The 23,412-nt window shown below is 71.2% G+C and carries 23 protein-coding genes; 9 read left to right on the top strand and 14 right to left on the bottom strand.

From position 1 onward, the window contains the following. The first annotated feature begins 64 nt into the window (after window positions 1–64). Together ADK67_RS01750 and ADK67_RS01745 are read left to right on the top strand one after the other, a co-directional pair. A complete protein-coding gene (locus tag ADK67_RS01750; protein ID WP_157619844.1) occupies window positions 65–700 on the top strand; it encodes a GNAT family N-acetyltransferase in 636 nt (211 codons plus the stop codon). Window positions 701–769: 69 nt separating this feature from the next. Continuing rightward, complete coding sequence (locus tag ADK67_RS01745) at window positions 770–1,528, top strand: ArsR/SmtB family transcription factor (protein WP_197289225.1); 759 nt, start codon at window positions 770–772, stop codon at window positions 1,526–1,528. Here ADK67_RS01745 and ADK67_RS01740 read toward each other — a convergent pair. Further along, window positions 1,525–1,944 (bottom strand): hypothetical protein, encoded by a 420-nt coding sequence (locus ADK67_RS01740; RefSeq protein ID WP_053714540.1) that lies wholly within the window; start codon window positions 1,942–1,944, stop codon window positions 1,525–1,527. The genes ADK67_RS01745 and ADK67_RS01740 overlap by 4 nt on opposite strands. Window positions 1,945–1,984: 40 nt before the next feature. Between ADK67_RS01740 and ADK67_RS01735 the strand changes: the two genes are divergently transcribed. After that, entirely contained in the window at window positions 1,985–2,209 is a 225-nt protein-coding gene (locus tag ADK67_RS01735) for a hypothetical protein (RefSeq protein WP_053714539.1), read from the top strand. A 361-nt stretch (window positions 2,210–2,570) separates the two neighbouring features. Here the strand turns inward: ADK67_RS01735 and ADK67_RS01730 are convergent, their stop codons facing one another. The 7 genes from ADK67_RS01730 to ADK67_RS01700 form a co-directional block, all read right to left on the bottom strand. After that, window positions 2,571–3,029, bottom strand: a complete 459-nt coding sequence (locus ADK67_RS01730) for a DUF6247 family protein (protein WP_053714538.1) — start codon at window positions 3,027–3,029, stop codon at window positions 2,571–2,573. Window positions 3,030–3,099: 70 nt separating this feature from the next. Further along, window positions 3,100–4,242, bottom strand: a complete 1,143-nt coding sequence (locus ADK67_RS01725) for an N-acetylmuramoyl-L-alanine amidase (RefSeq protein ID WP_053714537.1) — start codon at window positions 4,240–4,242, stop codon at window positions 3,100–3,102. A 170-nt stretch (window positions 4,243–4,412) separates the two neighbouring features. Further along, the gene (gene trxA / locus ADK67_RS01720; RefSeq protein ID WP_053714536.1) at window positions 4,413–4,739 is read right to left on the bottom strand and encodes a thioredoxin; all 327 of its coding nucleotides are present in this window, start codon (window positions 4,737–4,739) and stop codon (window positions 4,413–4,415) included. 29 nt (window positions 4,740–4,768) lie between these two features. After that, a complete protein-coding gene (gene trxB, locus ADK67_RS01715; RefSeq protein WP_053714535.1) occupies window positions 4,769–5,767 on the bottom strand; it encodes a thioredoxin-disulfide reductase in 999 nt (332 codons plus the stop codon). Window positions 5,768–5,884: 117 nt separating this feature from the next. Then, window positions 5,885–6,643 (bottom strand): hypothetical protein, encoded by a 759-nt coding sequence (locus tag ADK67_RS01710; RefSeq protein ID WP_053714534.1) that lies wholly within the window; start codon window positions 6,641–6,643, stop codon window positions 5,885–5,887. After that, the gene (sigM, locus tag ADK67_RS01705; RefSeq protein ID WP_053714533.1) at window positions 6,640–7,257 is read right to left on the bottom strand and encodes an RNA polymerase sigma factor SigM; all 618 of its coding nucleotides are present in this window, start codon (window positions 7,255–7,257) and stop codon (window positions 6,640–6,642) included. The genes ADK67_RS01710 and sigM overlap by 4 nt, the downstream gene beginning before the upstream one ends. A gap of 92 nt (window positions 7,258–7,349) precedes the next feature. Next, window positions 7,350–7,724, bottom strand: coding sequence for a VOC family protein (locus tag ADK67_RS01700; protein WP_053714532.1), 375 nt, complete (start codon window positions 7,722–7,724; stop codon window positions 7,350–7,352). A gap of 255 nt (window positions 7,725–7,979) precedes the next feature. Between ADK67_RS01700 and ADK67_RS01695 the strand changes: the two genes are divergently transcribed. Beyond that, window positions 7,980–8,618 (top strand): TetR/AcrR family transcriptional regulator, encoded by a 639-nt coding sequence (locus ADK67_RS01695; protein WP_053714531.1) that lies wholly within the window; start codon window positions 7,980–7,982, stop codon window positions 8,616–8,618. A 3-nt stretch (window positions 8,619–8,621) separates the two neighbouring features. On the opposite strand, the gene ADK67_RS01690 is transcribed toward ADK67_RS01695, so the two are convergent. Genes ADK67_RS01690 through ADK67_RS01675 form a run of 4 tightly spaced genes read right to left on the bottom strand, consistent with a single transcriptional unit; the run spans window position 8,622 to window position 14,599 of the window. After that, the gene (locus ADK67_RS01690) at window positions 8,622–10,151 is read right to left on the bottom strand and encodes a protein kinase family protein (protein ID WP_053714530.1); all 1,530 of its coding nucleotides are present in this window, start codon (window positions 10,149–10,151) and stop codon (window positions 8,622–8,624) included. Window positions 10,152–10,188: 37 nt separating this feature from the next. Further along, window positions 10,189–11,823, bottom strand: a complete 1,635-nt coding sequence (gene murJ, locus ADK67_RS01685; protein WP_231647964.1) for a murein biosynthesis integral membrane protein MurJ — start codon at window positions 11,821–11,823, stop codon at window positions 10,189–10,191. Beyond that, window positions 11,820–14,084 carry a DUF6049 family protein gene (locus ADK67_RS01680; protein ID WP_053714529.1) on the bottom strand — a complete coding sequence of 755 codons (2,265 nt, stop codon included), beginning with the start codon at window positions 14,082–14,084 and terminating at the stop codon, window positions 11,820–11,822. Before ADK67_RS01680 ends, murJ begins: the two co-directional genes overlap by 4 nt. After that, window positions 14,081–14,599: an NUDIX hydrolase gene (locus tag ADK67_RS01675; protein ID WP_053714528.1), complete on the bottom strand. Its 519-nt coding sequence runs from the start codon at window positions 14,597–14,599 to the stop codon at window positions 14,081–14,083. Before ADK67_RS01675 ends, ADK67_RS01680 begins: the two co-directional genes overlap by 4 nt. 111 nt (window positions 14,600–14,710) lie before the next feature. Here ADK67_RS01675 and ADK67_RS01670 point away from each other — a divergent pair, with 111 nt between their 5' ends. After that, on the top strand, window positions 14,711–16,174 hold the full coding sequence (locus tag ADK67_RS01670; RefSeq protein ID WP_053714527.1) for a CCA tRNA nucleotidyltransferase: 1,464 nt from the start codon (window positions 14,711–14,713) through the stop codon (window positions 16,172–16,174). A 97-nt stretch (window positions 16,175–16,271) separates the two neighbouring features. Next, window positions 16,272–16,529, top strand: a complete 258-nt coding sequence (locus tag ADK67_RS01665) for a response regulator transcription factor (RefSeq protein WP_053714526.1) — start codon at window positions 16,272–16,274, stop codon at window positions 16,527–16,529. A gap of 124 nt (window positions 16,530–16,653) precedes the next feature. Here the strand turns inward: ADK67_RS01665 and ADK67_RS01660 are convergent, their stop codons facing one another. Next, a complete protein-coding gene (locus ADK67_RS01660; protein WP_053714525.1) occupies window positions 16,654–17,946 on the bottom strand; it encodes an MFS transporter in 1,293 nt (430 codons plus the stop codon). Between the two features lie 284 nt (window positions 17,947–18,230). Between ADK67_RS01660 and ADK67_RS01655 the strand changes: the two genes are divergently transcribed. After that, window positions 18,231–18,812, top strand: coding sequence for a YqgE/AlgH family protein (locus ADK67_RS01655; RefSeq protein WP_053714524.1), 582 nt, complete (start codon window positions 18,231–18,233; stop codon window positions 18,810–18,812). A 1-nt stretch (window position 18,813) separates the two neighbouring features. On the opposite strand, the gene ADK67_RS01650 is transcribed toward ADK67_RS01655, so the two are convergent. After that, on the bottom strand, window positions 18,814–19,215 hold the full coding sequence (locus tag ADK67_RS01650; RefSeq protein ID WP_053714523.1) for an SdpI family protein: 402 nt from the start codon (window positions 19,213–19,215) through the stop codon (window positions 18,814–18,816). A gap of 101 nt (window positions 19,216–19,316) precedes the next feature. Here ADK67_RS01650 and ADK67_RS01645 point away from each other — a divergent pair, with 101 nt between their 5' ends. Both ADK67_RS01645 and leuS read left to right on the top strand, forming a co-directional pair. Continuing rightward, on the top strand, window positions 19,317–20,435 hold the full coding sequence (locus tag ADK67_RS01645; RefSeq protein ID WP_053714522.1) for an esterase-like activity of phytase family protein: 1,119 nt from the start codon (window positions 19,317–19,319) through the stop codon (window positions 20,433–20,435). A gap of 149 nt (window positions 20,436–20,584) precedes the next feature. Next, window positions 20,585–23,386, top strand: a complete 2,802-nt coding sequence (leuS, locus tag ADK67_RS01640; protein ID WP_053714521.1) for a leucine--tRNA ligase — start codon at window positions 20,585–20,587, stop codon at window positions 23,384–23,386. Window positions 23,387–23,412: the final 26 nt, after the last annotated feature.

Raw genomic sequence — 23,412 nt, 5'->3', positions numbered from 1 at the left:
TCCGGGCGGGGGTCACATCCGCCTATCCTCGTGAGGGGATGTGTTCGGGGGCTTGGAGGTCCGGGTGTCGCGTCGTGTCGTGGGCGTCACCTTGGACAACCTGGAGCACCTCTCCAAGCACAGTCGGACCTGCGTGTTCTGGGAGCTCGCGCCCCACCTGAAGGAGCAGGCCGAGGAATTCGGGGACACCGAGTTCGAGAAGGAGGCCTGGGTCTCCAGCGTGCTGTTGGAGTGGGGTTCCTGCGGTCGGATCATCTACCTGGACGGGATTCCCGCCGGCTCCGTGTTCTACGCGCCTCCCGCGGCCGTGCCGAGGTCGTTGGCGTTCCCCACCTCCCCCGCCAGCCCTGACGCCGTGCTGATGACCGGGCTCGAGGTGTTGCCGGAGTTCCGCGGTGGCGGTCTCGGGCGGGTGCTGGTGCAGTCGGTGGCCAAGGACCTCACGCGTCGTGGCGTGAAGGCGATCGAGGCGTTCGGCGACAACCGGCCGGAGGTCGACGGGCCGGGTTGCGTCACGCCGGCCGACTTCCTGCTGCAGGTCGGCTTCAAGACGGTGCGCCCCCACCCCCGCTGGCCGCGGTTGCGGCTGGAGCTGCGCAGCGCGTCTTCGTGGAAGGAAGACGTGGAGGCGGCGTTGGAGCGCCTGCTCAGCTCGGTGTCGGTGTCGACCGCGGCGGAGCCCAGTTTCAAGCCTGTGTGAAACCCCCTGTGACCTGCGGGTTCTTTCGCGCGGGTTGACATGCAGGTAATTGCCTGCATAACGTGCGGTGTGGACAAGGTGTTCAAAGCCCTGGCCGACGAGACCCGCCGCTACCTGCTGGACCGCCTGCACGAGGAGAACGGCCAGACCCTCGGCGAGCTGTGCGCCCGGTTGGGCATGACCAGGCAGTCCGTCACCCAGCACCTGGCCGTGCTGGAGGCGGCGAACCTGGTCACCACCACGCGCCGCGGCCGGGAGAAGTTGCACTACCTCAACCCGGTGCCGCTGCACGAGGTGCAGGAGCGGTGGATCGACAAGTTCGAACGGCCGCGGTTGCGGCTGCTCAGCGACGTGAAACGACGAGCGGAGGAACCGGTGAAGCCGGAATTCGTGTACGTGACCTACATCGAGAGCACGCCCGAACGGGTGTGGCAGGCCCTGACGGACGCGGACGTGACGGCGCAGTACTGGGGCCACCGCAACGTCTCGGACTGGCAGGTGGGCTCACCGTGGGCGCACCGGCGCGTGGACGGCACGGACGTGGACGACGTGGTGGGCCAGGTCGTCGAGGCCGACCCGCCGCGCCGCCTGGTGACCACGTGGGCCGACCCGGCGGAGCCGGCCGTGACGTCCACGGTGACGTTCCGCATCGACCCGTACGGCGAGATCGTGCGGCTGACCGTGACGCACACCGGTCTGGCCGACGACGCGGAACGCGCGCAGGCGGCGTCCGGCTGGGCGGCCGTGCTGTCGAACCTGAAGTCGCTGCTGGAGACCGGGCACGTGCTGCCGGGCCTCCCGTGGGAGATGCCCGCGCACTCCGGTTAGAAGCGGTCGATCTCGCAGTTCTCCAGCGTGCCGCCCTGGATGAGGTCGAGCGCCTGCTCGCTGACGACGAGCTGGCCCTGGTCGGTGACGCCGAGGTCGTCCACGCCCGCCTGCCCGGTCACCTCGAGCCAGTGGAACGTGGGCAGCTCCTTGCCCTCCAGCAGCTCCTGCGCCTCGTCCGAGAGGGTCACGGTGGCGCGGCGGATGCGGAACGCGTCCAGGCCGCTGTCGACCAGCGTGTCGGCCAGGTCGTCGGTGACGAGGTAGACGGGGAACGCCTCGATCAGGTCGTCGCCCGCCCAGTCGCTGATCTCGTAGTGCACCGCTTCGATGCGCGGCGGGTGGGCGGCGGCGTCGATCACGGTCCCCTCGCCCAACACGCCGGCGACCTCGGGTTCGAGGCGGTAGAACTCCATCGTGCTCCTCACCGGCGGCGCCGACCAATAAGATCGACTCGTGGACGTGGGTGTCGAGATCCAGGGCAAAGTACTCGCGATCATCGAAGGCTCGCGGGACTTCGTGAAGATTCGCACACTGCTCGACGGGTGGCAGGCCGAGGGCATCACGGCCGAGCACCTGGTCGACGAGCTGACCGACCTGATGCTCGACCTCCGCGCCCAGAACCGGGCGGACGACGAGGACGCCGTGGCCGAGGTGCTGGACGTGCTGACGGACTGGTAGGCCCCTACTCGGTGCCCTTGGGGTGGCCGGTACCCGCTGACATGATCCAGACGATGCGCTTGTCCACGTCCGGGCAGTACCAGATTCGACCCCCGGCCGTGACCTCGTACTGCCACTGGACGAGCGTTCGTCCAGCGATCTCCCGGCTGCCGTACCTGCCTTTGAGCCTGTGCTGTCGTGCTGGGTTCTCCGGTGCGGTGGGACGCTCGGTGAGCACGACCCAGGCATCCCAGGTGTTCGACCGAGCGGACTGGCAGAGCTCTTCCCAACCTTTGGCCGCCTCGGAGGTGGCGAACCGTGCTTCCCAGTGTCCGGGCCGGCCAGGAGGGGCCACTCGATCACCGCGTTTCGCGGGTATGCCTCAGCTTTCGGTCGGGGCCGGAACGGGCCCGAAGTCACCGTCCACCGGGCCGGTGAGTTGAGCGGCCAGGACGGGATCCGCGTGGATGGCCGCAGTGCTCCGCCACTCGCGCACCGTCTGGGCCAACACCGACCACTCGCCCAACTCGGCGGATGCCTGGAACGCACGTGCGAAATCCGCCACGAACTCGGCCTTCTCGTCGTCCGGCAGGACGTCCACCCACGGGAACTCGTCCAGCAACGCGTTAGCGGCGACGTCGTGTGGCAAGTGCGCCAACACGTTCCTCAGCGCCCGTGCCGCCGCGACGGAGCCCTCCGACGCGGACAGCACACGGTCTTCCCTGGTCAGCAGCAGGTCCGCACCGTCACGGCGGCGGACTCTGACGTCACCTTCGTCGGCGAGGGCGGCGACGCTCTTCGGGTCGCGCTGGAGCTGGCTCCACTGCACCTCGGTCGTCATGGACTCAATTCTGAACTTTTTCAGAAGTTCTGGCAAGTGTGCAAGGTCGCTGCACGCGTGCCGAGGCCGGTCAGCGGATCTTGCCGGTGGCCACCTCGTGCCGCAGCAGGTCGTCCATGGTGAACGTGCCGGTCGGCTGGTCGTCCTTGCCCAGCAGGTACAGGCGCTTCACCGCGACCAGGATGCCCTCGGCGACCACGTCGCGGAACGACGGGTTCGCCAGCCGCTGCCGGTCGCCCGCGTTGGTCAGGTAGCCGACCTCGACGCGGACCGCCGTGCAGCGGGTCATCCGGAGCATGTCCCAGGTCTTCGGGTGCGTGCGGCAGTCAAGCAGGCCGGTGCGCGCGACGATCTCGCGCTGGATGAACCCGGCCAGCGCCTCGCCGACCGTGGACGACGTGCCGTTGCCCGTCCCGAAGTGGAACGTCGCCACACCGGATGCCAAGGGCGACGCGTTGCGGTCGGCGTGCAGGGACAGGATCAGGTCGGCGCCCGCCTCGTTCGCGAACCGCGCCCGCTCACCCTCGTCCGGGTTGTGGTTCGGCCCGCGCGTGAGCAGGGCCTCCATGCCGGTGGCGGCCATCTTGCCCTCGAGGAGCCTGGCCAGGTCGAGCATGACGTCGGCCTCGGCCACGCCGTCGACCACGACGCCGCGGTCCTCGCCGCCGTGACCCGGGTCGATGATGATCCGCTTGCCGGACAGCCTCGGCCCGGCCCGGCGGACCCGCTCCTGCTCGCGCAGGAACACCGGCCGGCCGCCGCGCACCTTGGGCTGCAGCTGGCGCAGCGCGCGGACCGTGTCGGGGCCGCACATGCCGTCGACGATCAGGCCGTAGTCGCGCTGGAAGCTCCGCAGCGCCTGCTCGGTCTGCTGACCGAACTCGCCGTTGGCCCGACCGGCGTCGTAACCCAGTTCCAGCAGGCGCTCCTGCAACGCGAACACGTCGTCACCGGTCACCGGCTGCGCCATGAGGAACGCGAGCGGGCGGTCGCCGAGCCGGTACGTCGCGTCGCGCAGGGCGCGGTAGGTGGCGGGGCCGACGAGGCCGTCGGTGATGAGACCCCGCTGCTGCTGGAACGCGCGCACCGCGTGCTCGACCGGCAGGTCGAACACCTGGGACGGCTGCGGGTCGGACAGCAGACCGAGCTTCGTCAGCGTTGCCCTGACCTCGGCGACGTCCGGACCGAAATCCCCGCGGCGGAGTAGCAGCATGCACCCCTCGCTCACTAAGGCGCCGACATCCGTCGACGCGAACTTGACGACCTATTGTGCCTTGCTCGCGCGGATGCCACGGACGGGGCTACTGCGAGTGGTCACCCGTCCACAAACGAGTGACCCGCCCGTCTCCTCTGAAGACGGACGGGCCACTGGTTCGGTTGCACTCAGAGGACGTCGGACAGGTCCTTGAGCAGCGCGGCCTTCGGCTTGGCGCCGACGATCTGCTTCACCGGCTTGCCGCCCTGGAACAGGATCAGGGTCGGGATCGACATGACCTGGTAGTCCCTCGCGATCGACGGGTGGGCGTCGATGTCGAGCTTCGCGATGGTGATCTTGTCGGCGTTCTCGGCGGCGATTTCATCGAGCACCGGCGCGACCATCTTGCACGGGCCGCACCAGGCGGCCCAGAAGTCGACCAGAACCGGCTTCTCACTGGTCAGGACGTCATCGACGAACGTCTTAGCGGACGTGACCACGGGGGTGCCTGCCATGTCGTGTTTCTCCCTCGGGAAAGGTGGGTTCAGCTGGTGGAGACGGGCTCGCTGTAGCCACCGCCCACGTGCTCGGCGGTGACGGCGGCCTCCGTGGTCCCGTGTTCGGCGAGCCAGCGCTCCGCGTCGATCGCGGCGGCGCAGCCCGACCCGGCGGCGGTGATCGCCTGGCGGTACGTGTGGTCGACGAGGTCGCCCGCGGCGAACACGCCGTCCACGTTCGTGTGAGTCGTGCGGCCGACGACCTGGACGTAGCCCTCGCCGTCCAGCTCGACCTGGCCCTTGACCAGCTCGCTGCGGGGGTCGTGGCCGATGGCGACGAAGAAGCCCGTGAACGGGTGCTCGGTCACCTCGCCGGTGCGGGTGTCGCGGGTCTTCACGCCGGACACCGTGCCGGCGTCCTGGCCGAGCACCTCGACGACCTCGGCGTTCAGCAGCCACTTGATCTTGTCGTTGCTCCGCGCGCGCTCCAGCATGATCTTGGAGGCGCGGAACTCCTCGCGGCGGTGGATGATCGTGACGGTCCGGGCGAACTTGGTGAGGAAGGTCGCCTCCTCCATCGCCGAGTCGCCGCCGCCGATCACGGCGATGTCCTGGTCGCGGAAGAAGAAGCCGTCGCACGTGGCGCAGGCCGACACGCCGCGGCCGAGCAGCTCCTGCTCACCGGGAACGTGCAGGTAGCGCGCCGCGGCGCCCATGGCCAGGACCACCGAACGGGCGGCGTACCGCGTGCCGTTCGCGGTCACGTACTTGACCGGGCCGTCGAGCTCCAGACCCTCGACGTCCTCCGCGCGCAGCTCGGCGCCGAAGCGCTTGGCCTGCTCCCGCATCTGCTCCATGAGGTCGGGGCCCATGATGCCGTCGCGGAAACCGGGGTAGTTCTCGACTTCGGTCGTGGTCATCAGCGCGCCGCCGTACTGCGAGCCCTCGAACACCAGCGGTTCGAGCTGGGCACGCGCCGCGTAGACCGCCGCGGTGTACCCGGCGGGCCCCGATCCCACGACGATCAGGTTCCGAACGTCCGACACCCTCGACCTCCGTTAGTCGCTTCCGGGACCTGGATCTCCCTGGCCCGGCACTTCGCACAACGGATCGTAGGGTGCGGTAATTCCACCCCTTCGAGGTGAGTTGGGCTACGCGGCCCGCTACGGCTCGATCGTGCTGTTCGCCAGGACGCCCTCGGGGTTGTCCGGACCGCAGGTCCCGGGGTCGACGACCACGATCCGGTACGCGCCGGGGGCGCCACCGGGCAGGATCGCCATCACGGCCGGCTTGTCGTCCAACGTGATGGGGCTGACACCGAGCGGCTTGCCCGCGGTGATGTTCGCCCCGCGCAGGCAGTCGGCCAGCTGCTCCTGGTTCTCCAGCGGTCCGTAGTTCTGCGCCTTGAGCACGTCGCCGAACACCGGGCCGAAGTTCTCGCCGCGCACGGCGGGCATCCGGTCGGCGCTGCCGGGGGGCACGAGGCTGCCGGTGACCGGCGCGTTCGTGGTCTTGTCCTGCTGCGCCACGCTGTCGCCCGCGGTGTTGTCCCGCGGGATCGCCACCACGGCGACGCCGACGGCGACCGCGGCCGCCGCGAGCAGCCCCGCGCCCCAGCCGAGGCGCTTGGCGCGACGGGCCTTGGCCTGCGCGAAGTCGACCACCGGCGCGACCGGGCGCGCCTCGTCGGCGAGGGCCGCGTCGATCCGCTCGGCCACGTGGCGCGGCATGGGGATCGGCGGCAGGTTGTGCAGGTCGTCGAGCGTCGCGTCGAGGGCGGCGAGGATCTCGCGGGCCTCGGGGTCGTTCTCGACCAGCGGCCGCAACTCGGCCTCGGTCCGCGGGTCCAGAGCCCCCGCGTGCAGATCAGCCAGCAGGTCGACGGACCACGGCGGCCCTGAACGCCGCGCATTGCCGGTCATCGTTCCTCCAACTGACGTCCCTGTTGCACCTGCACATCGTTCATTGGGACGTTCGCATCTGCACTCTGGTTCCGGAGGTGTCCCAGAACTTTGGCGAGCTTGGCCCTCCCGCGGGCGCACCGCGACTTCACGGTGCCCTCCGCGATGCCCAGGAGCTGGGCCGTTTCGGCCACCGAGTAGCCCTCCACGTCGACCAGCACGATGGGGGCGCGCTGCTCTTCCGGCAGCTCGTTGAGGGCGGCCTGGACGACCAGGCGGGTCTCGCGCTCGGCCATCGCGTCCCGGGGCGCCACCGGTTCGCCGGGGCCTGCTTCGGGGAGCGGGACGGTCGGCCTGGTTTGTCGCCTGCGCATCCGGTCGAGGCAGGCGTTGACGACTATTCGGTGCAGCCAGGTCGTGACCTGGGACTCGGCCCGGAAGCTCGCGGCGGCGCGGAAGGCCGAGATGAACGCCTCCTGCAACGCGTCCGCGGCCTCTTCGGGGTCGCGCAGCGTGCGCAGCGCGACGGCCCACATGCGATCTCGGTGCCTGCGCACGAGCTCGGAGAAGGCGTGCGGGTCACCCGCGGCGTGCGCAGTGATGAGGTCTGCGTCCGAGCTGGCTGCGGCGGTCACGCCGGGAGCCTATCGGGCTCGGGCAACCCCGCTCCTTTCACCTGCACGGGCGAGTGCCGTGGGCTCCGGCACTCGCCCGCCGCGACCGCGCGTCACAACTTCACCCATTCGACGAGCTGGACGATGACGCCGTTCGGGTCGGTCACCTGGAACAGGCGCTCACCCCACGGTTCCTCGCGCAGCGGCATGGTGATCTCGACGCCCGCCGCGCGGAGCCGGTCGTGCTCCGCGGCCAGGTCGGTGACCGTGAAGGCGACGATCAGCCCGGCGGCGTGCTGGTCGCGGAAGCCCTCGGGCAGCACCTCGATGCCGCGGCGCAGCAGCACGAGGTCGAACGCGTCCTCGTGGCCCAGCGACGCGAACCCGTCCGCGGCCATCTGCTCGGTGTAGCCGAAGTGGGTGGTGAAGAAGGCGCTGGACGCGGCGACGTCGTCGACGGTCAGCGACAGGGTGGACTTGGTGATCAAGCGGGTCTCCTCGGTGTGTGGGGTGTGCGGGTCAGTACGAGCGGCGGCGCGGCACGCCGTGTGCCCGCGTCGGCCTGGCTTGCTGCTGCTTGCCGCCGAACGGCTGGTGGTTGATCCGGACGGGGCGGCGGCCCTGGTGCTCTCGTCGCAAGGTGTCTCCTCCGTGGTGCTTGCTACGAGTGTAATTATAGTCCCGTACTACGAAACGTCAAGGGGAAGTTTGCCCCCGACGTAAATATCTGTCAGGCTAGGTCCATGACCAGCACGAACACCGGCCTGCGCGAGCAGAAGAAGCAGGAGACCCGGCAGGCGATCTCCGACCACGCCACCCGGCTGTTCATCGAGCGGGGGTTCGAGGAGACGACGATCGCCGACATCGCCGACGCCGCGCGGGTGGCCAAGAAGACCGTCACCAACTACTTCGCGCGCAAGGAGGACCTGGCCCTCGACCAGCACGAGGAGTTCACCGCCGGCCTCGCCCGCACGGTCGCCGCACGCGCGGCGGGCGAGTCGGCGCTGGCCGTGCTGCGCACCGCGTTCCTGGAGGCCGCGGCCCGGCACGACCCGGTGATCGGGTTCTCCGGTCAGCCGTTCGCCCGGATGATCGTCGACAGCCCCACCCTCACCGCACGCCTGCGCGAACTGCACGAGGCCCGCGAGGAGGCCCTGGCCGCCACCCTCGCCGCGGACACCGGCGCCGAGCCCGACGACATCACGCCGAGGGCCGCCGCCACCCAACTCGGCGGCGCGCACCGGCTGCTGTTCGGCGAAGTGCTCCGGCTGACCGTCGAGGGGCACGACAACGACCACATCGCGGCCACCGTCACGCGGTCCGCACACCGCGTCTTCGACCTGCTGGAACCGGCGCTGGGCGGCTACGCGACCCGTGCCTGAGGGCTACTGCGCGCGGGTGTAGACGAGCTCGGCGATCTCGGAGCGGTTGTTCTTGCCGCTGCCCGAGAGCTTCGTGATCCACACCAGCAGGTGCTGGGTCGGCTCGTGGTCGGTCAACTGGATCTGGGTCTGCCCGGCCGACAGCGTCGCGGTCGCGATGACCTTCGTCTCCGGCAACGGCGCGCCGGGCGCACCCGCCACCCGGATCTCCACCACCGTGCCCTCGCTGGGCGACGTGATCGTCACCGACGACAGCTTCACCGGCTCGGCGAAGCCCGCCATCAGCCCGATGCCCGGCTTCAGCGCGGGGAACGGCTGGAAGTAGTTCTCCGTCTGCCACACCGTGGTCGGGTTGTTGTCGACCGCGCGGTTGGCCCGGGTGGCGTTGTCGGGCTGGTTGGTCACGTCGTACACGCCGACGGACGCGGGCTGCACGGGACCGGCGGGCTGGGGCGCGGGCGGCGCGGGCTGGCCGCTCTGCCCCGGCGTGGTCGACTGGCCGATCACCACCGTCGGCCCGCCGCCACCGGTCGGCTCGTCGCTGAAGAAGCTGACGATCTGCACGCCCAGCCAGACGATCACGGCCAGCGTCGCGACCGCGAGCACGGCCACGCTGATCATCAGCTTCCGCTTGCGGTCCTTGTCGCGGACCGGGCGCTGCGTGGTCCACACCGCGCCGTCGTCCGCCGCGTCGTCCTGGACCGGCTGGATCAGCGCCGTCTGGGCCTCGGACTGGGCGATCTGGTCGAGCACCTGCAGGATCGCCGCGCTGGTCCGGATGCCGCCGACACTGGTGTCCTCCAGGCTGCGCACGGCGACCGACGACAGCTCGTGCGGCACGTACGGGTGCAGCGCGCTCGGCGCGAGCACGGAGCCGTCCGGACCCGTGGGTGCGGCGGGCACGCCGTCCGGGCCGTTCGGCAGCGCCCACTTGCCCGTGAGCAGCAGGTAGAGGATCGCGCCCAGGCCCTTGACGTCGTCACGGGCGATCGCGTCCGGCCGCGGTCCGGGGAACGCGAGCCGGAGCCTGCCGTCCGCCGTCACCCGGATGCGCTGCGGGTGGTCCGCGCCGAGCACGAGGCCGGCGTGGTGCGCGCCCTCGATCGCCGCGCCCAACGGCTCCAGCAGCCGGGTCGCGGCGCCGGCGGGCAGCGGGCCCTCGGCGATCAGGTCGAGCAGGTCGGTGCCCTGGGTCCACTCGGCCACGATCACGCCGAGGATGCCCTCATCGAGCCTGATCCCGGCACCGGGCGTCAACACGTCGATCACCCGGGAGACGCCCGGGTGGGTGAAGCTGGCGGCGTGCATCGCGCGTTCGGCGGTCCGCTTCGCCCGTGCCGCGGCGGGGTGGTCGGCCGGGTTGCCCACCAGGACGGTCAACGCCACGTCCCGGTTGAGCTGCCCGTCCCTGGCCCGCCAGAGGTGCGCGTCGCACCTCCGGTCCACACCGGACCGGGCCAGCAGCCGGTACCGGCCGTCGCCGATCACCCCGCCGGGCACCAGCGAGGTGTTCTGGATCGGACCGCTGCTCACGGGGCCGAGGGTACGTGACCGCGTCGTGTCACAGGTGTCATCGGCGACCCACCAAACGACTGATCTTGGCGACCGCGGGCTTCACTTCGGGTACCCGGAACAGGGCCAGCAGCAGGAAGCTCAACGGCAGCCCGACGATCGTCTGGACGACCACTTCGACCCAGGCAACCGCCACGCGGGACTCGATTCCCAGCACCCGGACGGCGAGCCACGCGAGCCCGGTCGCTGCTCCGAACGCGATCGCGGACGCCACGACCGTGAGGCAGATCGTCCACGCTGTGTAACCGGTGCGCAGCCGGCCGAGCCGCAGCCGGAGCCACAACTGCCCCACCAGGGCGCCGACCACGAAGCTCAGCGACATCGCGATGGACACGCCGACCGCCAGCTTGTCCGGCGGCGAGATCGCCAGGAACCCGTACAGCAGCGCGATCCGCACCACCACGATGATCGCCTGGATGATCGTCGGCGTCCGGGCGTCCTTCAACGCGTAGAACACGCGCAGCTGGAGCAGCGTGATCGCGTACGGGACCAGCCCGAACGCGGACAGCGCGAGCGCCGTGCCGATCGCCTCGCCGTCCTCGACGCCGGCCGCGCCGAACGAGAACAGCGCCACGCCGATCGACACGCCGGACACCGTCATCAGCGCGCTGAACGGCATCAGCAGGATCGACGACATCCGGTTGCCCAGGGCCAGGTCGCCGACCAGCCCGTCGGTGTCGTGCGCCGCCGCCGCGCGGCTCATCTTCGGCATCAGCGCGGTCAGCAGCGACACGCCGAGCACCCCGTACGGCACCTGGGCGATCAGCCACTGCATGTTGTAGACCGTGATCGCGCCGTCGTCGTGGGTGGCGACCTTGGTCAGCACGACCATGCTGGCGAAACCGAGCGCCACGTACAGCAGCACCCAGAACGCCAGGCCGCCGAACTCCGACAGCCGCCGGTCCCAGCCCCACCGCCAGCGGAACTTGAACCCGGTCCGGCGCAGCGCGGGCACCAGCACGGACGCCTGCAGCGCCACGCCGAGCATCGTGCCGAGGCCGAGCACCAGCAGCTTCGGCTCACCCATCCGCACCGGGTCGAGGGAGATCTCCCCCGGCATCAGCCAGTACACGACCAGCGTGACGATCACCACGAGGTTGTTCAGCACCGGCGCCCACGTGGGCAGGCCGAACACGTGCCGGGTGTTGAGGACCGCGCCGATCAGCGCCGACAGCCCGTAGAACACGATCCCCGGCAGCACCAGGTACGCGAACGCGGTGACCAGTTCGGGCTCGGCCTCGGGCGAGTCGATGAACAGCGCCGTCAGCAGCGGCGCGCAGGCGACCGCGATGACCGTGCCGACGCCGAGGATCACCGCCGACATGGTGATCATCCACTGCGCGTAGGACTCGCCGCGGTCGGCGTCCTCCTTCTCGGCGCGCACCAGCAGCGGGATGGCCACGCTGGTCAGCACGCCGCCGAGCAGCAGCTCGTTGATCATCGTGGGCAGCGTGGTGGCGACCTGGTAGGAGTCGTTGAGCGCGTCGACGCCGAGGATCGTGATCAGCAGCAGCTTGGACAGCAGCCCCGAGGCGCGGCTGACGATCGTGGCGATGGCCATCGAGCCGCTGGCGCGCGCCAGCGACGGGCCCTGCGGCTGCTGCTCCTGCGTCACCGTGGTTGTTCCGCTCAACTCGTGCTCGACCTCTCCGGCGACGTGACCCCACTCGCGTCGTTCGGCACCTGCGCGGAGGCGGCCCGCGCGGCGCGCACCCGACGGTAGATGCGCCGGGCGGACAGCAGCACCAGCGCGGCGCCCGCCAAGCCCGTGATGACGACCGTGATCGTCCCGTACGCCGAGGACGACACCTCGAGCCGGGCCCGTTCGCCCAGCTCGACGCCGCTGGTCGTGACCAGGCGGATGTGCACCGGGAACCGCCCGGACCGCTGCACCTCGACCGGCACCCGCACCAGGCGGTCGCCGCGCGCGGGCAGCTCGATGTCGGTCAGGTCCTTGGCCACGATGCCCGGCGTGTCCTCGATCACGATCCGCACCGTGATCCGCACGTCGAGCCGGTTCTTGATGGACAGCGGGATGGGGCTGTCGCCCGAGCCGAGCAGGATCGGGCTGTTCGGCTCGGTCACCGTGACCAGGCCCTGCAACCCGTCGATCTGCTCGCGGACCACCGCCAGCGCGGCACGCGCGCCGTCCTCGTTGCCGCGCCACGCGCCCGACACCGCGCGCAGCAGCGCCAGCCGCAGCGGGTCGATCAGGTCGCTCGGCTCGGCGGACGCCGCGTCCGGTTGGCTCATCGACTCGGACAGCCGGTGCAGCCGGAGCCACGACTCGGAGATCGCGGCGGTCACCGTCGGCGGCACCTCGCGGGCGCCGGACTCGACCGGGTAGCTCAACGCGGCCGGCTGCGTCGGCGGGGCCGCCAGCAGCGACTCCAGGCCGACGGGCGTCGCGAAACCGTCCGCGACCAGCGACTTCGTCGTGCGCAGCAACGTGTCGACCTCGCCGGTCGGCGCGTTCCACCGGCGCGGCGGCGCGATGACCACGTGCTGGCCGGTGTTCTGGAACCCGGCCCGGAACGTGAGCGCGGCCAGCGCGTTCTGCACCGACACCGGCCGGGTCTCGCTCGGCGTGGTCACGCCCGCGACCGGCCGGGCCGCCGCCGCGCCCTGCAACGCGTCCGACACCATGCCGTCGATCCGCACCGCCGTGACCGGCTTGCCCTCGGGCCCGTCGAACCGGACCGGCCCCGTGCCGGGGGTGCCCGCGACGGCCGACTGGTCGAGCACCAGGGACGTGACGCCCCGACCGGTCAGGCTCGCCAGCGTCGGCTGGTCGAGCACGCCGTCCTCGGGCCAGGTCAGGCCCTGCGTCGGCTGCACGTCGAGCACGTCGCGGACCACCTCGGCGCCGTTGAGCGCGATGTCGACGAGGCCGGTGAGCTCGGCGCGGGACAGCGCGACGAGGTCGGCGTCCGCGTCGGGCAGCGCGATCACGCACCGCCCGGCGACCAGCAGGCGCAACCGGTTGAGCCACAGCTCGGCCGCGCTCTTGCCCTTGCCGGCGCCCTGGCCGCGGACCTCGTAGCCCTGGGTCATCGCCTCGACCGTGCGCAGCAGGTCGGGGTCGACGGCCAGGCACACGCCGGTGCCCAGCGGGCCGGTCAGCGCCGACTCGTAGGCCATGAGCAGGCCGTACAGCCGGCCGCCCATGGCCAGCGAGCCCGCCAGGTCGTCGTCGGTGAGCACGGTCGGGTTGCCGGTGACCACGCGCGGCCGGTCGGCCAGCGGCCACAGCAGGGTGAGCTTGGCGGGGTTCGTCGGCGGCGTCGGCGCCTGCCCGCCGGGCATCGCGAGCACCGGCAGCAGGGTGCTCAGCGCGGCCAGCCGGGCCCGTCCGCCGAAGTCGGGGACGCCGTTGATGTTGGCCAGGATCGGGTAGATGCCCGGCTCGGTGATGCGCAGCGAGGTCGGGTCCGAGCCGCTCAGGGGCACGGTGAGCCGGAACGGCTTCGACTCGTTCTGCTCGAGGCGGTCGGTGACCGGGGTGAAGTTCGGTTGGACGAACTCGGCGTCGGTCGGCTCGCGCAGCGCCTTGCGGACCGCGTCCTCGTCGGTCAGCGGCCGGCCGCGTTCCAGGCGCAGCTCGATCTCCTCGAGCGGCCGGTCGCCGACGTTGACCACCTTGCCGGAGATGGTGATCGAGTCCGGACCGTCCGCGGTGATCACGCGGGGCGTCATCTCCTCGACGTCCAGGCGCAGCCACACCTGCGACTGCTGGCCCGGTTGGCTGGACAGCGCCCTGGTCGCCCACACCTGGGTGGCGGGCGCCGGTCGGACGGGCAGCCGCCCGGTGTCGACGGGCGCGGCGGGCGCCGCGGACGCCGTCGACACGAGGAGGATCCCCGCCGCCGCTAGTGCGGACAGCAGCCGTTTCACGCGGACTCCGCTCCGTCCGTCTGGTACTCGGAGAGCAGTTCGGCGGCTCGGCGCACGAGTCGACGCTCGTCCGCGTAGGCGAGCCGGTCGTCCAGCTCGCCAAGGGGCACCCACGCCACCTCGGTGACCTCCACGTCTTCGTCGGAAAGCTCGCCGCCCAGCGCCTCCAGGAGGAAGTGGTGGACGGTCTTGTGCACCCGCCGGTCCTCGGCGACGAACCAGTAGTCGATCGAGCCGAGCGGGCGCAGGACCCTGCTATGAATACCGGTCTCCTCCGCGACCTCGCGCACCGCGGTCTGTTCCGCGGTCTCACCGGCCTCGATGTGACCCTTCGGCAACGACCACAACAGCCTGCCGCGCCGGTCCAGCCGCCCGATGATCGCGGCGACGTGCTGCTCGAAGTCCAGCACCAGTCCACCCGCCGAGGTCTCGTCGACGGTCTTCAGCCGCCGGCCGCGACGCCGGTTCCGGCGCCTCGGCTTGGGACCGCCGGAGCGACCGGACGACTGGGGCATGCCCTGATGGTAGTGGCGACCAGCGGGTACCGGACGTGACCGCCCGGTGGCGATCGGTGATCAACTACGGGGGAACTCGTTCGGGCCGGACGTCGCCGACCAGTAGGCTGGCTGCTCGTGTCCGGACCCATCGCCTCCACCGCCACTTCTCCTGGGCAGGACAATGCCGTGGTGGAACTGCTGAGCGCACTCCCCGTCGCCGACGAACTGGCCGCCCGCTTCGCCGCGGCCGGTCATCGCCTGTACCTGGTGGGCGGCAGCGTGCGGGACGCCATGCTCGGGCGGCTGTCCGGCGACCTCGACTTCACCACCGACGCCCGGCCGCCGCAGATCATGGCGCTGCTCAAGGGCTGGGCGGACGCGATCTGGGACACCGGCATCGCGTTCGGCACGGTCGGCGCGACCAAGCACAAGCAGACCGTCGAGGTCACCACGTTCCGCGCCGACAGCTACGACGGCGTCACCCGCAACCCCGAGGTGACGTTCGGCGACAGCATCGAGGGCGACCTGGTCCGCCGCGACTTCACCGTCAACGCGATGGCCTACGACGTGGTGAACCGGCAGCTCATCGACCCGACCGGCGGTCGTGAGGCGCTGCGGGCCAAGACCCTGGACACGCCCGCGACGCCGCAGGAGTCGTTCTCCGACGACCCGCTGCGGATGCTGCGCGCGGCCCGGTTCGTGTCCCAGCTCGGCTTCACCGTCGCGCCGCGCGTGCTCGACGCCATGGCGGCCATGGCGGGCGAGCTGACCCGCATCACCGCCGAACGCGTGCAGGTCGAGGTGTCCAAGCTGCTCACCGGCGCGCACCCGCGCGCGGGCGTCGAGCTGATGGTCGAGGCCAAGCTCGCCGACGTGGTGCTGCCCGAGCTGCCCGCGATGAAGCTGGAGATCGACGAGCACCACCAGCACAAGGACGTGTTCCACCACTCGCTGGTCGTGCTCGACCAGGCCATCGACCTGGAGGACGGCCCCGAGCCGGACCTGGTGCTGCGGCTGGCGGCGTTGCTGCACGACATCGGCAAGCCGGACACCCGGCGGTTCGAGGAGGGCGGCGGCGTGTCGTTCCACCACCACGAGGTGGTCGGGGCGAAGATGGTCCGCAAGCGTTTGCGCGCCTTGAAGTACTCGAAGGAGATCGTCGAGGACGTCGCCCAGCTCGTGTACCTCCACCTGCGCTTCCACGGCTACGGCAGCGGCGAGTGGACCGACTCGGCGGTGCGCCGGTACGTCACCGACGCCGAGCACCTGCTCCCCCGGCTGCACAAGCTGGTCCGCGCCGACTGCACCACGCGCAACCGGCGCAAGGCCAACGCGCTGCAGCGGACGTACGACGACCTGGAGCGCCGCATCGAGCGGATCGCCGCCGAGGAGGACCTCAAGCGGGTCCGGCCCGACCTCGACGGCAACGAGATCATGCGGCTGCTGGGCCTGCCACCGGGGCCGATGGTCGGCAAGGCGTGGAAGTTCCTCAAGGAGCTGCGCCTGGACCGCGGCCCGCTGGACCACGACGAGGCGGTCGCGGAGCTGCTCGCGTGGGCGCGTGCGGAGGGTGTCCGGCCACCTGGTGACTGACACCAAGTGACCAATCTCGTGCCGAGGGGTTGGCCAGTGACAGCCTGTTGCGGGACCATGACTGTGTGCGCCAAACGCGCACTGGGGGTGGTGTCGTATGAACGCTTGGGGACTGTCCGAGGGGGGCACCCGGGCACAAGGGCTGGACGAGCTGTCCGACCGGCAGCGGGCCGTGCTCCGCTGCCTGGCCAGGGGGCTCGCCGACCACGAGATAGCGCGGGTGCTGGCGCTGAGCCAGTACCAGGTGGGGGCGGTGGTGTCGGAAATCCTGCGCACGTTGAACCTGCGCGACCGGATGGCCGCGGTGGTCTACGCGCACGAAACGGGGATCATCCGGCTCCCATTGCCGCGGTGACCGCGAGGTCGCGTCGGTCGTTCGCGACTCATTTTCCGGCGATCACGCCTTTCGATCGTCGGAAAATCAGGCGCGAACGACCGACTTCCAGGCGACCGAGCCGCCGTCTGCGGAGCAGCGGCCATCAAACACTGCGCTTGACCAGCAACAAGTAGCCGACCAGGCCGAGCAGGTAGGCCACCGTCGCGGCGATCACGAGACCCGGGGACCTCCCGTCCAGCGGGACGACGGCCGCCGCGGCGGTGACGGCTGCCACCTGCGTGACGTTGAACAGCGTGTCGTACAGGGCGAACACCCGGCCGCGGACCTCGTCGCCGATGTCGCCCTGCACGGCCGCGTCCACGCACAGCTTGACCACCTGGCCCGCGAACGTCAGCACGAACGACGCGGCCAGGATGGTCGGCAGCAGCATGGGCAGGCCGAGGCCGAGCTGGGTGGCCGCGGCCAGCACGAGCGCGGCGCAGACCGTGCCGCGCCGGCCGAGCACGTCCACCACCCGGTCGGTCACGAGTCCCGCCAGCAGGATCCCCGCGCCACCGGCGACGGCGACCTCGCCGAGCCCCGCCATGCCCGCCTTGAGCGGCCCGTAGTCGGTGAACGAGTTGCGCATCAGCAGCAACGTGAGCAGCAGCGACGCGCCGAACGCGAGCCGGTGCGCGAGCAGCGCCACCAGGGCGGCGGCGACGCTGGGCGCGCGCCACGCGGCCCGTGCGCCGTCCAGCAGGCCCAGGGCGACCGCGGTGACCGTCCGGCTGGGCTCGTCCACCTCGTCGGGTCCGAGCGCGCCACGCGCGAAGCGGGAGGCCACGAAGGCGGCGCCGAGCGAACCCGCGACGGCGAACGTCGTGGTCCACGCCGAGCCGCCGTCACCGGAGCCGAGCACCGCCCGCAACCCCACCGCGCAGCCCGCGCCGAGCACCGCGGTCAACGCGCCGAGCGTGGTGACGAACGCGTTCGCCTCCACCAGGTGGTCGCCGTCCACGACGTGCGGCAGGGACGCGGACAGGCCGGAGCCGACGAACCGGCTCACCCCCGTGACGAACAGCGCGGAGGCGTACAGCGGCACGCCGCTGAGCCCGAGCCCGACGGCCGCCGCGGTGAGCAGGACGAACACGGCGCGCGTGAGGTTCGCCACCACCAGCACCCGGCGGCGGTCCCACCGGTCGAGCAGGGCGCCCGCGAACGGGCCGACCACGGAGTACGGCAGCAGCAGCACGGCGAACCCGGCCGCGACGGCGAGCGGGTCGGTGTGGCGCTCCGGGTTGAACAGGACCGCGCCGGCGAGGCCCGCCTGGAACAGGCCGTCACCCCACTGGGCCGCCAGCCGCGAGGCCAGCAACCTGCGGAAGTCCGCCAGCGCGAGGAGTTTCCGGACACCGAGGTGGTGCTTCGCCGCGGTGGTGCCGGCAGTGGTCACGGTGCTGAGCCTATGCCTCCGGACCCGGGAACCACGAAGGCCGGACCCGCGTGGGGTCCGGCCTCCCTGGTGCCAGGCGCCCGGTCGCCTCTCGGCGGGTGGCACTACGCGGCTCCAGCCGAACGGTATTCCGCGTAGGCGTTTCAGTGGGCCCGGGGGACTCGATGGCGCCTGACGTTCACTACAACGAACACGGTAACCCGGATGTTCCGGCGCGGCGGACCGCACCGCTTCCGTGGGGTGTGTGCGCTGTGTCGCCTGGTCCGCGGCCGTCGTCTGGGATCATGCTTGGTGTGCGCCCTGATGCCGACGTCGAACCGGGTTCTCTGCTGGTCGCGGCACCGAGTCTGACCGACCCCAACTTCCGACGGACCGTGGTCTACGTCATCGACCACCGGGACGAGGGCAGCCTCGGCGTGGTGTTGAACCGCCCGAGCGAGGTCGCCGTCCACGACGTGCTGCCCGCGTGGGGCCCGCACGTGAGCAGGCCGCAGGCCGTCTACATCGGCGGGCCGGTGGAGCAGAAGACGGCGCTGTGCCTGGCCGCGCTGCGCACCGGCGAGGACCTGGCGTCACTCGACGGTGTGGTCGGCGTGCACGGACCGGTGGCGTTGGTCGACCTGGACGCCGACCCGGACGTGCTGGTGGCGAAGGTGCGCGGGATGCGCGTGTTCGCCGGCTACTCCGGCTGGGGCCAGGGCCAGCTGGGCAACGAGGTGGGGCGCGGCGACTGGATCGTGGTGAAGGGCCTGCCCGACGACGTGCTCACGCCGCCGAACGTCGACCTGTGGGGTCGGGTGCTGCGCCGTCAGGGCATGCCGACGGCGCTGATGGCGACGTTCCCGACGGACATCCGAAGGAATTAGTTCAGGCGCGGGTGAGGACGCTGCACCCGCCACCGCCGCACGCGCAACCGCCGCAGCCGGCCGGCGCCTGCTCGGGCATCGCCTCGGCGGCCCGGTGGCCCAGCACGCCGCCCGCGCTCGCGACCACGACGCTGCCGACGAGCCCGACCAGGCCGATGACCAGCGCCAACGCCGGGTTCACCGCCGCCGCGACGGCCGCCACGAGCGCGATCGCCCCCGCGGCCGTGTTGGGCACCCCGGCGACCTTGTTGGCCAGCGCGAACGTCTCGTCGTCGCGCAGCGTGGCCTTGGTGCGCACCCCGAAGAAGCGGTTGCGCTGCAGCCGGCCACGCACGCCGAGCACCCCGACCGTCGCGAACGCGACACCGATCAGACCCAGCACCACAGGCAGCACGATGTTCACCCTGACGAGGGTAGGCCGGTCCTCCGATCTTGGTCGGGCCGGCCCCGTGTTCACTCGATCTGCCCTTACGGGCGGCCGGACTCCTCGGCAGGCTCGACCCAATGAGACTTCGATCTTGTCTGATCGCGTTGGGTTTCGCCGCCACCGCGGTCGTCTCGACCGTTCCCGCCGCCTCCGCCGCACCCCACGTCCGGTTCCTCGGTGAGACGACCCTGCCGCACGGCCTGCAGTTCCAGGGCACCGCGGTCGGTGGCCTGTCCGGCGTCGACCGCGACCCGCGCACCGGCGAGTACGTGCTGATCAGCGACGACCGGGGGTACACGAACCCGCCCCGGTTCTACACCGCCGAGCTCGAAGTCGACGCCTCCGGAGTGCACGACGTCCGCCTCACCGGCACGCACGCCCTCCGGCACCCGGACGGTGGCGCCTACTCGTCACCGGCCCTCAACGACGGCCGCGCCGTGGACCCCGAGGAGATCCGGATCGACCCGCTGACCGGCGACTACTGGTGGAGCCAGGAGGGCGACCGCCCCACGGCCGCCGGGGCGCCGGTGATCCAACCGTCCGTCCAGCGGGCCCGTCGCGACGGCGCGTACGCCGCCGACCTGCCGTTGCCCGCGAACTACGCCATCACCCCGGACCGCGGCCCGCGCCGCAACCTCGCCCTCGAAGCGATCACGTTCTCCGCCGGCGGCCTGCTCGTCACCAGCGTGGTCGAGGGCCCGCTGGTCCAGGACGGCGACGTGCCGACCGCGACCGAGGGCGCGAACACCCGCCTCACCGTGCAGGGCCGCGACGGCACCGTCCTGCGCCAGCACGCCTACCCGCTCGAACCGCTGTTCGCCGCGCCCGAGCCCGGCCCGTGGGGTCCGGACACCGGCGTGCCCGCGATCCTCGCCGACCCGAAGGTGCCCGGCCGCTACTACGCCCTCGAACGCAGCTGGGTGCCCGGCGCGGACTACAAGGTCCGCCTCTTCCAGGTCGACATCGCGGGCGCGACCGACGTGCGCGACCAGGACGTCCTCGCCGACGACGTGCGCCCGGTGCGCAAGAAGCAGCTCGCCGACCTGGACGACTTCCCGCTCCCCGTGATCGACAACGTCGAAGGCCTCACCTGGGGTCCGCGCCTGCCCACCGGCGAACGCACCTTGCTGCTGGTCAGCGACGACAACTTCGCGGCCGAGGAGTTCACCCGGTTCATCGCACTTGCGCTGCGCTGATACCGTTGACGGCATGAGCAAGGCCCGCCTGCTCCTTAGCTAGCCGCGCAGACCTCGTCAACCAGGTCCGCGCGGCAACCCCTCACGCCCTTCCGGGCTGGGGGGTTTCGTCATGTCAGGGGCAGGTACCGATGGAGAGGGACATCCCGATGAGCACCGACGCGGCGGACGCGACGCCCGCCTACCGCTACACCGCCGAGCTGGCGGGCGAGATCGAGCGGCGCTGGCAGCAGCACTGGGAGGAGCAGGGCACCTTCCACGCGCCGAACCCGGTCGGGCCGCTCAAGGGCGACGTGCCCGCGGACAAGCTGTTCGTGCAGGACATGTTCCCGTACCCGTCGGGCTCCGGCCTGCACGTGGGCCACCCGCTGGGCTTCATCGGCACCGACGTGTTCGCCCGGTACCACCGGATGAACGGCCGCAACGTGCTGCACACGATGGGCTTCGACGCGTTCGGCCTGCCCGCCGAGCAGTACGCCGTGCAGACCGGGCAGCACCCGCGCAAGACCACCGAGGACAACATCCAGACGTACCTGCGGCAGATCCGCAGGCTGGGCCTGGGCCACGACGAGCGCCGGCGCATCTCCACCATCGACCCGGGCTACTACAAGTGGACCCAGTGGATCTTCCTGCAGATCTTCAACTCCTGGTACGACCCGGCGGCGGGCAAGGCCAGGCCGATCACCGAGCTGGAGGCGCAGTTCGCCTCGGGTGAGCGGGCCACGCCGGACAAGCCGTGGGCCGAGATGTCCCGCCCGGAGCGGGAGAAGCTGCTGGGCCAGTACCGCCTGGTGTACCTGTCCGAGGCGCCGGTGAACTGGTGCCCCGGCCTGGGCACCGTGCTGGCGAACGAGGAGGTCACCGCGGACGGCCGCAGCGAGCGCGGCAACTTCCCGGTGTTCCGGCGCTCGCTGCGCCAGTGGATGATGCGGATCACCGCGTACTCCGACCGGCTGGTCGACGACCTGGACCGGCTGGACTGGCCGGACAAGATCAAGGCGATGCAGCGCAACTGGATCGGGCGCTCGCACGGCGCCAGGGTCCGGTTCGCCGTGACCGGGCACGACGGCGTGGACGTCGAGGTGTTCACCACCCGGCCCGACACCCTGTTCGGCGCGACGTACATGGTGCTGGCGCCCGAGCACCCGCTGGTGGACGTGATCGCGTCCGCCGAGCAGGCCGGGGCGATCGCCGCGTACCGCGCCGAGGTGTCCCGCAAGTCCGAGCTGGACCGGCAGGAGAACAAGGTGAAGACCGGCGTCTTCACCGGCGCGCACGCGACGAACCCGGTCAACGGCGCGCAGATCCCGGTGTACATCGCGGACTACGTGCTGATGGGCTACGGCACCGGCGCGATCATGGCCGTGCCCGGCCAGGACCAGCGCGACTGGGACTTCGCCAAGGCGTTCGACCTGCCGATCATCCGGACCGTGCAGCCGCCCGAGGACTTCGACGGCGAGGCGTACACCGGCACCGGCCCCGCGGTGAACTCGAGCCACGAGAGCAGCGTCAGCCTGGACGGGCTGGACGTCGACGAGGCGAAGAAGAAGATCATCGCCTGGCTGGAGGAGCAGGGCCGCGGCGAGGGCACCGTGCAGTTCAAGCTGCGCGACTGGCTGTTCTCCCGGCAGCGGTACTGGGGCGAGCCGTTCCCGATCGTGTACGACGAGGACGGCACGCCGATCGCCGTGCCCGAGTCGATGCTGCCGATCGAGCTGCCCGACGTGGACGACTACTCCCCGCGGACGTTCGACCCGGAGGACGCGGACTCCGAGCCGTCGCCGCCGCTGTCGCGCGCCGGTGACTGGGTCACCGTCGAGCTGGACCTGGGCGACGGGCCGCGCGAGTACCGGCGCGAGACCAACACCATGCCCAACTGGGCGGGTTCGTGCTGGTACCAGCTGCGGTACGTGGACCCGTCGGAGACCGAGCGGTTCGTCAACCCGGAGAACGAGCGGTACTGGCTGGGCCCGCGCACGGCCGAGCACGGCGCGACCGACCCCGGCGGCGTCGACCTGTACATCGGCGGCGTGGAGCACGCGGTGCTGCACCTGCTGTACGCGCGGTTCTGGCAGAAGGTGCTGTTCGACCTGGGCCACGTGTCCGGTGACGAGCCGTACCGACGGCTGTTCAACCAGGGCTACATCGAGGCGTACGCGTACCGCGACTCGCGCGGCACCCCCGTGCCCGCCGAGCAGGTGGAGGAGCGCGACGGCAAGTACTTCTTCGAGGGCGAAGAGGTGCGCCGCGAGTACGGCAAGATGGGCAAGAGCCTGCGGAACGTCGTCACGCCGGACGACATGTGCGAGAAGTACGGCGCCGACACGTTCCGGCTGTACGAGATGTCGATGGGCCCGATGGACGTCTCCCGGCCGTGGGCGACGAAGGACGTCGTCGGCGCGCAGCGGTTCCTGCAGCGGCTGTGGCGCAACCTGGTCGACGAGACCACGGGCGAGCTGCGGGTCACCGACGAGGACCCGGGCGAGGACGCGCTGCGGCTGCTGCACAAGACGATCGCGGGCGTGCACGACGACTTCGCGAACCTGCGCTACAACACGGCGGGCGCGAAGCTGATCGAGCTGAACAACCACGTCACCAAGCACTTCCCGGGCGGCGCCCCGCGCGCGCTGGCTGAGCCGCTGGCGCAGATGCTGGCGCCGTTGAGCCCGCACGTCGCCGAGGAGCTGTGGGCCAAGCTGGGCCACGGCGAGTCGCTGGCGCACGGCCCGTTCCCGGCGGCGGAGGAGAAGTACCTGGTCGAGGACACGGTCGAGTACCCGATCCAGGTCAACGGCAAGGTGAAGGCGCGCGTGGTCGTGTCGGCGTCGGCGTCGGCGGACGAGGTCCAGGCGGCGGCGCTGGCCGACGAGAAGGTGGCCGAGCTGCTGAACGGCGGCACGCCGCGCAAGGTGATCGTCGTGCCGGGCCGGCTGGTCAACGTGGTGCTGTAGCGCGGTTCACGGAGGTTCGCGGACAA

This window comes from Saccharothrix sp. NRRL B-16348 (assembly GCF_001280085.1).
Lineage (GTDB): Bacteria > Actinomycetota > Actinomycetes > Mycobacteriales > Pseudonocardiaceae > Actinosynnema.
Note: the sequence above shows the minus strand (reverse complement) of the source record. Positions and strands in the feature narration are given on the sequence as shown.